The following is an 11631-nucleotide window of genomic DNA, read 5'->3' as shown; positions in this document are numbered from 1 at the left end:
TGTTGTGGGAGGGGTGGAGCGTTATGTGGGGGCGTAGGCGGGCCAGGCGCGAGCAGGAGGCGCAGGAGGCGGTCGAAGCACTCGCGGAGAGTTTCCGGTCGACCCTTGAGCAGGCCGACCAGGCCCACCAGGCGCTCTTGGAACTGCGGGAGGCGCTGGCGCGGGAGCTGGCGGAGATCGCCGTACTGCTCGGCCACCGGGACGGGCTGCCGGTCGATGCGATCCGGGAACAGACGGATGCGGCGGCACGCGTCCTCGCGGACGTGGACGGGATGTCGGAGCGGTACGCCGAGACGCGCGCGCTGCTCGTCGGCAAGGACGCCACCGACCTCGACGAGGTCATGCCGTCGCTCGAGGAGCTCGTCGAGCAAGCCCAGGAGATGGCAGAGGCCGGAGAGCCGTTCGTCGGTGCCATCGAGTCCGTGCTGGAACTGCGCCGGACGACCGAGCGGCTGCGCGACGACCTGGTCCCGCTCCGCGAGCGGATCCATGCCGCCCTGCGCTCCGCCCGGGACGAGCTGACCGCGGCCCAGGGAACCCCCGGCTGGTTCGGCAGGCAGGCGGACCTCGCCGCCCTCGGCGACCGCCTGACCGCACTCGACGAGGGCCGCGTCACCCCCACGCCCGAGCGCAAGGTGAGCGATCACTACCGGGAGCTGGAGCGGGAGCTCGCGGTACTGCGCGACACGATGGCGGCGGGGGCTTGACCGGGGGTGACGGTGGGGGCCGCCTGACTGAGGCGGGGCGGTGGGGGCTCACTGAGGTGCGGTGACATGCGGTGGTGGGGGCCCTGACTGAGGCAGGGGGTGGGGGCTCGACTGAGGTGCGGTGGCGGTGAGGGCTTGACCGGGGTGCGGTGGTGGGTGGGGGCCTGGCCGGGGCTCGCGCCGGGATTCGGCTGCCACGGTCTTCGAGCACGAGGCAGGACGGTCAGAACGTGTAGCCCCGATCGACGCCGTACGTGTCCGGCGAGCGGCCGCCGGCCGTCGTCAGGCCGATGGCAGGGTCACCCGGGCGAAGGTCCGGGTGCCGGGGTACACGGTGCGGCCGTTCGTACTGGCCCTCAGGTACGCCAGCCGTTCGCCGAACGCCGTCGGGTCCAGGCCCACGCCTTGCCAGATGTCGGCGAACTTGGCCGCCCGGCGCAGGGCGGCGTCGGTCACACCGCCGGTCATCACTGGTACCGGGCCGTTGGGGCGCGGTTCGAAGACCCCTGTCTCAAAGCCGTACCAGCGGCCCTCGAAGGGGCCTCTGCCGGTGGTGAACAGGTGCCGAAGCAGTGCGATGGCCTCGTCCGTGCGGGCTGCCCGGCTGCCGAAGTCGGCGCCGACGGCGGTGAACTCGTCTGCGTCCCAGCCGATCCCCACGCCAAGGGTGATCCGTGCGCCGGACAGTCGGTGGAGGGTGGCGACCTGCTTGGCCGCCACGAACGGGTTGCGCATGGGCAGGACGAGCACGGAGGTGCCACACCGAATCCGGGTGGTCGCGGCTGCCAGCCAGCCCATGGTGACCAGCGGTTCCAGGACGCCGGGTACGCGCCCGAGGCCCCCTGCGTCGTCGCCCGCATCCGGGGCATGCTGGCGGCCGGGCTGACCACCGACGCCATCCGCGAGATGCTGCCGTGCGCCACCGACTCCGGACCGGGAATCGAGCCCTGCCCGGAAGTACTGCGGACGATGACCGAGCACCTGGAGCGAATGGATGCCGACATCGCGGATCTGCGCCGCCGGACCGCGCTTGCCGCGTTCCGTGACGCAACCGAGGCGCGGCAGAGACGGGCGCGGGTTCACTGAAGGGCGGCCGCCTTCTACCGCTCCCAGGGAGCGTTCGATCCGGCCGCACTCCCCACCGTCCGCGGTTGGGTTTCCACCCGCCCGGAGCGCCCTTGTCGTACGGTGTCTGCGTATCCCGCGCTGAGGAGGAATCCCATGGCCACCGGCATCCGGCACCGTCCTCAGATGGACAGCAGCGACTTCGAGGAACTGGCCGCCCACGCACCCGAGCACGTCACCCTTGAATTCATCAACGGCAGGATCGGAGTCAAGCCCGTGCCCGACGGCGACCACGCCGAGATCATCCGGTGGGTCATGCAGCGCTGCATGCAGCAGCGCCCCGACCTCTGGCTCTACGCCGAGCAGGGACTGCGCGTGGAGGAGTACCGCAGGGGGCATGCCCGCCCCGACGGCGCGCTCGCACCGGTCGACACCTTCGCCGGACAGGGCGAGTGGGCCGAACCCAGGGGCGTCCTCATGGTCGTTGAAATCACCTCCTACGACGAGGACACCGACCGTCGAGACCGGGTCGAGAAGCCCATCGCCTACGCCCAGGCCGACATCCCCGTCTACCTGCTCATCGACCGGGACTCCTGCGATGTCACCGTCTTCAGCGAGCCCGAGGACGGCAAGTACCGCACCAGCCTCACTGTCGCCTTCGGCCACACCGTTGCCCTCCCCGGCCTGGACATCACCCTGGACACCGAGGCATTCAAGAACTACGTCCGCTGACCTCTCGGTCGCCCCACGGTCTGGCCGGTCTGCCCCGCCGGAGTGACGCGGCCGGGATGCACGAGCTGGATGTCCAGGTACTGGATGAGCTTGGTGTGCCCCTTCCGGACGAAGCCGTACCAGGTTCGCAGGGTGACTGACTGACCGACGCGAGTCGTGTTCTCGCGCCAGATCCGTGCCAGAACGGACGGTGAACAAGGGAAATCGACGCCCAAAGTGGCACCTGGCGGGCCCAGCTGTCCTGGTATCGCTGCAGGGCAGAGGTATTTTCAGCACGGGCCGAACGGTGCGCCACGTCGGCTAGCTTGCATCCATGGCTGACGATGTTGTTCTGCGTCTTGACCGCGCCAGCGCCGAGGATCTCTACGAGGTGCTGTGGTTGGTAGGGGAGCACCACGCTGCCGGTGCGCCGATCCCACCCATGCCCTGGGAAGCGAACGAGCGGCTGGGCCGCGTGATCAGCACCTTGGGTGACTTCCTGGGGTAAGCCCCGGCCCGTCTGAGCAGACGACCGCTGGGCCGTACGAGGTCGACCGACGGTGACAGTCGGCACCCACGGGTGACCACCCCCACCCCTCTCTGGCCTGGGGCCCCGCAGATGATCTGCCACACTGGACGTGTTATGCCTGCACCCGGAGAACGGACCTTCTCCGGGCACGAAGAAGCCCCCTACCAGCGACGATGTCGCCAATAGGGGGCCGTCCTGTACCCGCCGGGCCGTCCCTGGGCCGTCAGGGCTCCTGGGCCGTGCCGAAGACCCCGTCCAGGGCCCGGCGGGCGCGCTCGCTGCTACTGGGCATCAGGTGGGCGTACACCCGCAGCGTCATCGCCGGGTCGGAGTGCCCGAGGTATTCGCTCACGGCCTTGATGCTCTCGCCCGCGTCCAGGAGGACCGAGGCGTAGAAGTGGCGAAGGGCGTGCATCCCGTGCTGCCGGGCGGAGGCGTACGGCTTCCCGGGCCCGGGCGTCGGGATGAGGCCGGCCGCCGCAAGGGCGGGCTTCCACTCCAGGGCGTTGAAGTTGCTCCGCCAGACGATTCCGTCGGCCGTGTTGGTGAAGATCAGCCGCCGCTCGGTGAGCGGGCCGTCCGGCCGGATCCACGGCAGCTTGATCGCCACGGGCGGGTGACTCGTCATGTGCTGCCGTAAGGCGGAGGCCACCGAGGACGGCAGCGGTACGTCCCGTTCCTTGTTGCCCTTCGGCGGGGCGAAGACCGCGACACCCCGGATCAGCTTGACCTGAGTGGTGACATGAAGCGTGTCGCTGTCGAGCTGAATCGTGTCCTCGGCCAAGCCGACGATCTCACCCTGCCGGAGACCGCAGCCGCTGCCCACGTCGACCATGGCTCGGTAGCGCTCGGGCAGGGCGTCACGGACCGCACGCACCTGGGACGGCAGCCAGGGCACAACCCGTGTGGCGGAGACGGCAGGCGGCCGGACTGACGCCGCCGAGCACGGGTTCCGGGGGAGGTGGCCGTCATCCACGGCGGCAGACAGCACCGCCCGGACGTTGGCGTAGATGTTGCGGGCGTAGGTGCTGCTTATCGAGTCGTTCTCCAGATCCCGCACGAACTCGCGGATGTGAAGCGGTCGGAAGGACCCGAGCGGGCGCGACCCGATACGAGGGAAGGCATGCAGCCGAAGGCGGGTCTCCGCTCCGATGCGTGTGTTCAGGTCGGTCGTCTGCCCGGTGATCCAGCGTTCCGCGTACTGCTGGAAGGTCGTCTGTGCCGCCTTGGGGTCGATGTACTGCCCCCGGGACATGTCGGCGGCCGTCTCGGCCAGCCACTCCTCCGCCCTGCGCTTCTGCCGGTCGGGAAAGGAGCGGCTCTTCTCGGTGCCGTCCGGCCCGACGTACCGGGCCCGGTAGCGGTGGCCGCTGCCGTAGCGGTCCGATTTGACCTTGATCGGCTTGCCGTCCGGACCCGGTTCCGTCTTGTACCAGCGATCCTGCACATGACCCGGCATCAGGCGGCCGCCTCGGTCAGACCGTCGACCCACTGGCGGAGCCGCACAGGGTCGTACCGAAGATGCCTCCCGACCCGGAAAGCCGGAGGACCCGAGCGCTTGCGCCGCCACTGGTACAGCGTCTCGACCGGAACACCCAGGAGTTCAGCGACATCGGCCGGAGTCAGGTACCGCTCGGGAAGCGTACGAACGGTCATGCCGCAGCTCCTTCCACCGCCAGGTCTCGCAGGGCTTCGCGAGCGGTCTCACGGTTGGCTTGAAGGTCACGGGCGATCGTCGAGGCGAGGGCGGCCTCGCCCGGGGTGTGGCCGTGGCCGGCGTACTCCCAGTCAGTCAGGACGAGGACGGTGTCCGGCTCGCGGCCGTCGAGACCGAGGACGGAAGCCTCCTGTGCCGCGCGGAAGTCGGCGCGTTCCTGGCGGAGGGCGCCGAGGGTCGTCGAGTAGCTACGCGACTTGGACGAGAAGTGCCCGCGGAAGCCGAGCATGTGCGCCCAGGCCCAGAGGCGCCGGTCCGGGTACAGGGCGTCCAAGTCACGGCAGGCGGTGATGAGTCGGCGAGTGTGGTCGGGGACGCGATGGCGGTCGAGTTCGGCGAGTTCGCCGATGCGGCGGTCGAGGGTTCCCGTGTTCTCAGCGGCTTTGGTCGCGTACTTGGCGACGTACGAGGCGACGGCCTGTTCTGTGATGTCGGAGCCGTCGCCGAAGTCCTTGACCGGGCGGACGTCGAGCTGTCTTCCCCATCGGAAGGTCCGAGTCGGTTGGTCATCGGCGGCCGGGACCGACACGGATGTGTACGAGTGCGCTGCGGCGGCGTGTACCGCGTCCGAGAGGAGGTCGACCGTGGCCCAGGCGGGCGGGGGCGTCCCGGGCCCCTCCGGTCCGTCGAGACGCACGACGGCGTGGAAGTGCAGCGCGCCGCGCTTCTGGAACTCGGCTACCTTGCCGTACGAGACGCGCAGGTGCCCGGCGAGTTCGCGCCGGGGCAGGCCGGCGCGGGCGGCGAGTTCGCGGCGTAGGCGGGTGGTGAAGCGCTGCCAGAGCTGTCCGGCGTGGTTGTTGAAGAGGACGGCGCCCGCGTAGTCGTAGGTGTCGGGGTCGAGGGCGGTGCCCAGCTCGGGGGAGTCGGCGGTGTGCGCGGTGCCGCAGCGGCAGGCGCCACCGTGGTCGGGGCGGTTGTGGACCGGGCCGAACGAGGGCGCGGTGAGTGTGGCGAAAACGCGGGGGTGGTCGCGGACGGTGGCGGGGATGTCGCGGCGGTCGTCTCCGGCGAGGCCGGCGCGGATGAGGTGGTAGGTGTCGCCCGCGTACGTCCAGGCGCAGGAGGGGCAGCGGGAAGCGCGGCGGTTGCCGCAGGCGAGGCGCAGGCGTCCGCCCGGCTCGTTCTCGGTGGAGTAGTGGTGCAGGGTCTCGCCGGTGGTCTTGTCCTTGTGGAGAGTCCAGCCGGTGAGGTGGATCGGGTCGGAGCAGCCGCCGGTGCGGCGGATCTGGTCCTCCCAGCGGGTGTAGTCGGAGGCCGAGGCCACCCGGAGGATGTCTCCGAGTGTGATCGGTTCGAGCGGCGGGGCGGACGCGGACGTCTTCTGTGTCGCGGGTGAGGCCCGGTGGGCCATGCTGGGGGTTCCTTCCGGTTGCGAGATCGATCGGCGGGGACGGCTCCCGGGCGGCGGATGCTTGGCGGTATCGAGGCCGCCCGGGGGCCGGTCAGCGACGTTTGGCGTCGGAGGCGAGCAACGAGCGCAGGACGACCGCGCAGACGGCGACCGATACGCCGGTGACGGCGACCGCCAGGAGCAGCGAGACCAGGACGGCGCCGAGGACCAGGACGACGGCCGTACCGCCGCCGACGAGGGCGAGCGCGGTGCCGGGGGTGAGCTGGACGACCGGGCGGGATGGCGCGGGGGCGACGGGGGCCGGCTGCGGGGCCGGGGCGGCCGGGGTGATGGTGGTCGGCTGGATGAGGGCGGGCGGGGTGGTCAGGCCGGTGGGCTGGGGCATGGTCGGGAGCTTGGGCCGGAACATGGGCGTTTCTCCTTTCGCAGCGGGCTACTTGACGGCGGTGTCGATGACGGGAGCGAAGAGGCTGTCGGCGAGGAGGTAGCCGCCGAGGAGGAGCACGCAGATCAGCCACCAGGGCGGGCGGACGAGCTTGACGCCGAGGTAGCCGACGGCCAGCAGGGCGAACCAGAGGGGGACATCCATGGGCGGTGTCTCCTAGCGGACGGTGCAGCGGTGGGTGCGGGCGGCGAGCTGGGCGGCGGTCTGGCTGGAGTAGTCGGCGGACCAGCCGCAGCGGTCGGCGGTGCAGACGGCGGCGTGTGTGATGCGGCCGTTGCGGTCGCGGTGGGTGCCGATCTGCACGGGGCCAATCCGCATCAGGGAGTGGAAGTTGTCGCGGGCGGGCATGGTCTGTTCTCCCTTGCGGTCAGCTGAGGTGGGCGGCGATGGCATCGGAGAGGTGGGGCGGGACGCCGAGGCGAGAGCGGAGGGTGTCGGAGTCGATCGCGGAGCCGGTACGGGCGCGGTACTCGTCGGCGACCTTGCGGGCGTGCTCGACCAGGACGGCGGGCACCGGCGGGACGGGAGCCGAGGGAGTGGCGACTTCCACGGCGGGGACGGGCGCCGCAGCAGGCTCGGGCGTGGCTTCCGTGACCGATGCGCTGTTGGCGTCGGGCAACGGCAGTTCGTGCGAGTGCTCGGTGTCTGGCATCGAGGTGGCCGGTGCCGGCGGAGCCGTCTCCGGGGCCGGGGCCGGGGCCGGAGAGTGCGCGAGGAGCGTTCCCCCGAGGAAGGCGAGCGCCGGCCACCCGGCGATGCCGAGGCGGAGCAGGGCGGGCGGGTCGGTCAGGTCGAGGAATCCGGCGGTGGCGACGTTGGCGCCGAGCGAGGCGAACAGGGCGACGACGAACCAGCACCAGGCCAGCCGGGACGGTCCCTCATTGCGCAGGCGTCGCCAGGCGGCGACCAGGAGCAGATCGACGCTGACCGGGTAGGCCCAGGCCTTCCAGCCGTTCTGTCCGGCCGCGGCGGCCAGGTCGTGCAGGTGGGCGAAGGACAGGGCACCGGCGATGACGGCCTGAATCAGGACCGCGTCGACACGGAGGCCGTGACGGCCGCCCATCAGGAGTCACCGGGGTAGGCAGGGCCGCTGCCGGGGTCGTAGTCGTCCGGGAACAGGCCGGGCGGCGGTTCGGGCAGTGAGACGGCGAGGGACGGGCTGACGGCGTCCACGAAGTCGAGGTCCGCGCCGACCGTGTCGGCGTACAGGGCGAGTTGGCCGAGCAGGAGCACGGTCCGGGCGAAGTCCTCGCAGTCCGGGCACATGACGGGATCTCCCTTCTCTGGGCATGGCGGGGTAGGGACTTGGCGCGAAGACGGTCGCGTCTGCCGTGGGGACGGGGCAGGGATCAGGCGGTGGCCGAGGAGGCCTTGACCAGCGGCATGGGCGCAGAGTCAGGGTCGGAGCCGAGGAGGGCAGGCCGGAACGGGGCCAGCTCGGGCAGGTCCGGGGTCCGGTCGGCGTGCCGGTTGCAGATGTTCACGGCCTGGCGGAGCGAGGTGTGCGGGGCGCGGATACGGTGCCATCCGCCGCAGGAGTCGCCCGTGATGGCGATCCCCCGCAGCTCGGCCGGGATCTGGATGGCAGCGAGGACGGCGTCCGGGGAGATGTCGCCGAAGGCCATGTTGGCCGAGGTCTCGTCGTTGACGCGGTGGGCGGTGCGGCCGGTGAGCTGGGCCCGGAGCATCGTGATGCCCTTGCCGAGCTCGGAGCCGAAGCGCTGCCCGCAGATTTCGAGGTAGATGCCGGCTGCGCGGCCAAGTTGGGCGAGGCGGACCAGAGCAGTGATGATCCGGTCCCGGCGCTTCTCCTCCTCCTTGTTGGCGTACAGGGCGAGTTCGGCGACCTCGTCGACCAGGACCACGACTGGGACCGGGCGCAGGTCGTCGGGCAGGTCCCAGATGTCGGCGGCAATCTCCGCGTCCGTTACGTCGGACGTGATCCGCTGCTGGGACCGGATGAGTTGATAGACGCGTCCCATCCTTTCCACGAGCGCATCGAGCACTTCCGCGGCGGTGTCGGGATCGTCGGCCAGCGCGGAGAACCGGCGGGCCAGCGGGAACAGTTCGACCCCCTGCTTGCAGTCGATGCCCACGAGGGCGACGTCCATCGGGGCGAGCCCCGCGACCAGGTTGCGCTGGTAGACGGACTTGCCGGACTCCGTGGCGCCCAGGGTGAGGGCGTGGGGTACCGCCCGGTAGTCGCGGTAGTGCACCGAACCGTCTTCCCGGAGGGCGACTGGCACCCGCATCGGCCGCGGATCGGTCTCGGCGGGCATCTGCACCCGCTTGAGTACGTCGTAGCCGGTCATCCGCACCTCGACGACGCCGGAGCGCAGTTCGCGCGAGGTCACGCCGTACATCGAGAACGAGTGCCGGAGCCGGTCCGAGGCGGCGGCGATGTCGAAGGCGTCCTGGCCGGGGCGGAGCTTGAGCCGCAGGACCAGGCCGGTACGAGTCGGTCGCAGCCGCAGGATGCGCGGCGGACGCGGCTCAGGTATCGGCCTGTTGGCGGCACGGGCGAGGGCGAGCCGCCACCGTGCGGGCGGGACGGTCAGCCCGCACGCGTCCATCACCGTCCGGTACCGGGCCAGGACCCGTAACACGGCCAGCGTGACCCCGAAGGTCAACCAGTACCAGGCGGGGCGCCGCCACCGCAGGAGACCCGCGGCGGCGACGACCAGCACCAGAACGACCGAGAAGCCGGTCATGATCAGGCCGCCTTGGACCCTGCGGCGACGGCAGCGCCGGCGAGCGAGGTGACCGCGACCGCGCGGAACGCGATGCCGTGCCGCCGTTGGCCGTTGAAGTCGTTCTCCCAGGGGCGGGCGATCAGGCCCGTGAGCGCGACCGGTGTACCCATGGCCAGCTCACCGGAGATGCCCGGCTCCGGGACGGTGATGGACAGGATCTCCACCTCCTCGTTCGCCGCGAACATCACGTCCACGGTCATCAGCTTCGCCCCGGTCTCGGTGTCGGTGGCGATCTCACCGGTACGGCGGTCACGCACTTTGACCTGCGGAGACTTGGCGACCATCACGACCGCGCCGGAGGTGTCGACGGGAATCTGACGCACAGAGATCACTCCTCTATAGGTTCCGAACTCCGTCACTCATGTACATGAGTGACATGGAGAAGAGTGCCTCACTCCTATACATGAGTCAACCCGCCACGAAGAAGAACTCGCGGCGGGCTGCGGAAAGTTGAGCGGGCGTCAGTCCTCGGCGGGGATCCGGTACTCGAAAACGAACTGGTCAGCGGCCATGAGGGTGTCACACACCTCGACCACGCGACCCGCGGTCGTACGAGCCTCCCGGATCAGGTGAACCACCGGCGCACCCGGGCTCAGCGCGAGCTCCGAGGCCTCCGCCTTGGATGCCGGCCGCGCCTGCACCGTCTCGACGAACTCGGCGAACTCGTGCCCGTGGTCTTCGAGCCGGGCGTAGATGCCACCGCCGCCGGGGTTCTCGGCGAACAGCTCGGGGATGTCTTTCACAACGTCCCATGGCAGGTAGGACGTGGCGGTCTCGACGGGCGTGCCGTTGCGGAAGTAGAGGCGCCGACGCGCCAGCACCTGAGTACCGGCGGAGACGCCCAGACGTGCGGCGGCATCCTCGGGCGCCTCCAAGGGCCCGATGTAGAGGACGCTGACTTTGGCGGTCGCCCCGGACTGCGTGGACTCCGCGAGATAGGCCGCCTGCCCTCCGCGCCGGAGTGAACGCCGGAAGCGATCGGACGAGCGGTGCCGCACCGGGGGCCGACTCTTCACGATCGAGCCCTTGCCGTGCCGGGTCTCGACCAGCCCACTCGCCCGCACCTCGACCATGGCCTTACGGATCGTTCCGCCGGCGACGCCATAGCGCTCCACCAGCTCCGATTCACTCGGCACCATGTCGCCAGGCTTGAGAACCCCCGCCCGGATCTGCTGCACGATCTCGTCCGCGATCTGTACGTATCGAGGCCCGGAACCGACCCCACCCGCCGCAGTTCCCATAGTCCTTCCCTGCCTCCTATGCTCCTCTACATGAGTCAACCACAGGAAGCGACACCGCCCCCGCTGCACTCCGTGTCCGTTGCCGGAGTAGTGGTGCGAGAGGACGGCCGCCTCCTGGCGATCCGCCGAGCCGACAACGGCAACTGGGAGCTCCCGGGCGGCATCCTCGAACTCGACGAGACCCCCGAGGCCGGCGTCACCCGCGAGGTACTGGAGGAGACAGGCATCCACGTTGAGGTGGACGAACTTACCGGCGTCTACAAGAACATGACCCGAGGAATCGTCGCTCTGGTCTTCCGTTGCAAGCCCGCCAGCGGCACCGAACGCACCTCCGCCGAATCCACTGCAGTCTCCTGGCTCACCCCCGACGAAGTCAGTGAGCGGATGTCTGAGGCCTTCGCAGTCAGGCTCCTGGACGCCCTGGACGGCAATGGCCCCCACGTCCGCAGCCACGACGGCAGGCAGCTGCTTGCCTCATGACGGAGGCGAACAACCCCCGTCGACAGCCGAGGCAACTCGCCGAGCTGTCCAGCGTCCATGAGTTCCTCGACGAGATACGCCTTCGCCCCGGCGTGTGGCTGCCAGGCGACTCCCTTGAGCACCTGGGCTCCATGCTGATCGGCTACCGAGCCGCAATGGCCGTGCACGACATCGACGAGTGCTTCGACTTCTGGAGCCCCGGCACGCAGGGGCCCTTCGCAGAGTGGCTCTGGCAGCGGCTCGGCCGTCACAGCCCGCTTGGATGGGCAACCGAGATCGAACGCGAGGCCCGAACGGCTGGCACACCGGCAATCGAGCTCTTCTTCGCCCTGTTCGACGAGTACCGACGAGAACACCAGTCGCCCGAGGGATAAGACTTTCCCTACTTCATCAAGCCCCGGCTGCGCTCCGCTCCGCCGGGCGCGCTCCCGGCTCCACTGCGGGCGCCGCTCCTGCCTTCGGCCCGCTCCGCCCGCGCTGCGCCGACGCGCGCCCACATGTGGGTAGGGCCGGTGGCCATGAGTCGATCACCGCAGAACGTCGGCCGCGGTCAGAACGATGCCTCCGGCGGGGGATCGGCCGGCACCGGGATGGAGGGGGCGCCGTTCCCGACCGCGGGTGCGTAGTGG

At 70.3% G+C, this 11631-nt stretch carries 18 protein-coding genes; 6 read left to right on the top strand and 12 right to left on the bottom strand.

All coding sequences use genetic code 11. The features are described from left to right. Positions 1–23 precede the first annotated feature (23 nt). Positions 24–707, top strand: a complete 684-nt coding sequence (locus ACFY16_RS28495) for a hypothetical protein (protein ID WP_390650046.1) — start codon at positions 24–26, stop codon at positions 705–707. A gap of 282 nt (positions 708–989) precedes the next feature. On the opposite strand, the gene ACFY16_RS28490 is transcribed toward ACFY16_RS28495, so the two are convergent. Continuing rightward, positions 990–1514 carry an LLM class flavin-dependent oxidoreductase gene (locus tag ACFY16_RS28490; RefSeq protein ID WP_390650120.1) on the bottom strand — a complete coding sequence of 175 codons (525 nt, stop codon included), beginning with the start codon at positions 1512–1514 and terminating at the stop codon, positions 990–992. Between the two features lie 60 nt (positions 1515–1574). Here ACFY16_RS28490 and ACFY16_RS28485 point away from each other — a divergent pair, with 60 nt between their 5' ends. The 3 genes from ACFY16_RS28485 to ACFY16_RS28475 all read left to right on the top strand — a co-directional run bounded on the left by ACFY16_RS28485 (position 1575) and on the right by ACFY16_RS28475 (position 2991). Next, positions 1575–1793, top strand: coding sequence for a hypothetical protein (locus tag ACFY16_RS28485; protein ID WP_390650123.1), 219 nt, complete (start codon positions 1575–1577; stop codon positions 1791–1793). 135 nt (positions 1794–1928) lie between these two features. Next, positions 1929–2504, top strand: a complete 576-nt coding sequence (locus ACFY16_RS28480) for a Uma2 family endonuclease (RefSeq protein ID WP_390650045.1) — start codon at positions 1929–1931, stop codon at positions 2502–2504. 313 nt (positions 2505–2817) lie between these two features. Further along, positions 2818–2991 (top strand): hypothetical protein, encoded by a 174-nt coding sequence (locus tag ACFY16_RS28475; RefSeq protein WP_390650044.1) that lies wholly within the window; start codon positions 2818–2820, stop codon positions 2989–2991. A gap of 244 nt (positions 2992–3235) precedes the next feature. Here the strand turns inward: ACFY16_RS28475 and ACFY16_RS28470 are convergent, their stop codons facing one another. From ACFY16_RS28470 to ACFY16_RS28420, 11 genes are all read right to left on the bottom strand, one after another. After that, complete coding sequence (locus ACFY16_RS28470; RefSeq protein ID WP_390650043.1) at positions 3236–4471, bottom strand: tyrosine-type recombinase/integrase; 1236 nt, start codon at positions 4469–4471, stop codon at positions 3236–3238. Beyond that, positions 4471–4668 carry a helix-turn-helix domain-containing protein gene (locus tag ACFY16_RS28465; protein WP_152894571.1) on the bottom strand — a complete coding sequence of 66 codons (198 nt, stop codon included), beginning with the start codon at positions 4666–4668 and terminating at the stop codon, positions 4471–4473. The genes ACFY16_RS28470 and ACFY16_RS28465 overlap by 1 nt, the downstream gene beginning before the upstream one ends. After that, a complete protein-coding gene (repSA, locus tag ACFY16_RS28460) occupies positions 4665–6083 on the bottom strand; it encodes a replication initiator protein RepSA (protein ID WP_390650042.1) in 1419 nt (472 codons plus the stop codon). Before repSA ends, ACFY16_RS28465 begins: the two co-directional genes overlap by 4 nt. Before the next feature lie 91 nt (positions 6084–6174). Further along, on the bottom strand, positions 6175–6492 hold the full coding sequence (locus ACFY16_RS28455) for a SpdD-like protein (RefSeq protein ID WP_390650041.1): 318 nt from the start codon (positions 6490–6492) through the stop codon (positions 6175–6177). A gap of 24 nt (positions 6493–6516) precedes the next feature. Continuing rightward, on the bottom strand, positions 6517–6672 hold the full coding sequence (locus ACFY16_RS28450; RefSeq protein ID WP_202919750.1) for a hypothetical protein: 156 nt from the start codon (positions 6670–6672) through the stop codon (positions 6517–6519). A gap of 12 nt (positions 6673–6684) precedes the next feature. After that, positions 6685–6876, bottom strand: coding sequence for a mobile element transfer protein (locus ACFY16_RS28445; protein ID WP_390650040.1), 192 nt, complete (start codon positions 6874–6876; stop codon positions 6685–6687). Between the two features lie 19 nt (positions 6877–6895). Continuing rightward, a complete protein-coding gene (locus ACFY16_RS28440; protein ID WP_390650039.1) occupies positions 6896–7591 on the bottom strand; it encodes a DUF2637 domain-containing protein in 696 nt (231 codons plus the stop codon). Further along, positions 7591–7794: a hypothetical protein gene (locus ACFY16_RS28435; protein WP_390650038.1), complete on the bottom strand. Its 204-nt coding sequence runs from the start codon at positions 7792–7794 to the stop codon at positions 7591–7593. Before ACFY16_RS28435 ends, ACFY16_RS28440 begins: the two co-directional genes overlap by 1 nt. An 83-nt stretch (positions 7795–7877) precedes the next feature. Continuing rightward, positions 7878–9239 (bottom strand): FtsK/SpoIIIE domain-containing protein, encoded by a 1362-nt coding sequence (locus tag ACFY16_RS28430; RefSeq protein ID WP_390650037.1) that lies wholly within the window; start codon positions 9237–9239, stop codon positions 7878–7880. Positions 9240–9241: 2 nt separating this feature from the next. After that, positions 9242–9604 carry a hypothetical protein gene (locus ACFY16_RS28425; protein WP_375975838.1) on the bottom strand — a complete coding sequence of 121 codons (363 nt, stop codon included), beginning with the start codon at positions 9602–9604 and terminating at the stop codon, positions 9242–9244. A 138-nt stretch (positions 9605–9742) separates the two neighbouring features. Further along, positions 9743–10522, bottom strand: a complete 780-nt coding sequence (locus tag ACFY16_RS28420) for a GntR family transcriptional regulator (RefSeq protein WP_390650036.1) — start codon at positions 10520–10522, stop codon at positions 9743–9745. Between the two features lie 18 nt (positions 10523–10540). On the opposite strand from ACFY16_RS28420, the gene ACFY16_RS28415 reads away from it, so the two are divergent. Together ACFY16_RS28415 and ACFY16_RS28410 are read left to right on the top strand one after the other, a co-directional pair. Beyond that, positions 10541–11002, top strand: coding sequence for an NUDIX hydrolase (locus ACFY16_RS28415; RefSeq protein ID WP_390650035.1), 462 nt, complete (start codon positions 10541–10543; stop codon positions 11000–11002). Then, positions 10999–11376, top strand: a complete 378-nt coding sequence (locus ACFY16_RS28410) for a hypothetical protein (protein WP_390650034.1) — start codon at positions 10999–11001, stop codon at positions 11374–11376. Before ACFY16_RS28415 ends, ACFY16_RS28410 begins: the two co-directional genes overlap by 4 nt. Positions 11377–11631: the final 255 nt, after the last annotated feature.

It is taken from the genome of Streptomyces sp. NPDC001315 (assembly GCF_042896175.1).
GTDB lineage: Bacteria > Actinomycetota > Actinomycetes > Streptomycetales > Streptomycetaceae > Streptomyces.
Note: the sequence above shows the minus strand (reverse complement) of the source record. Positions and strands in the feature narration are given on the sequence as shown.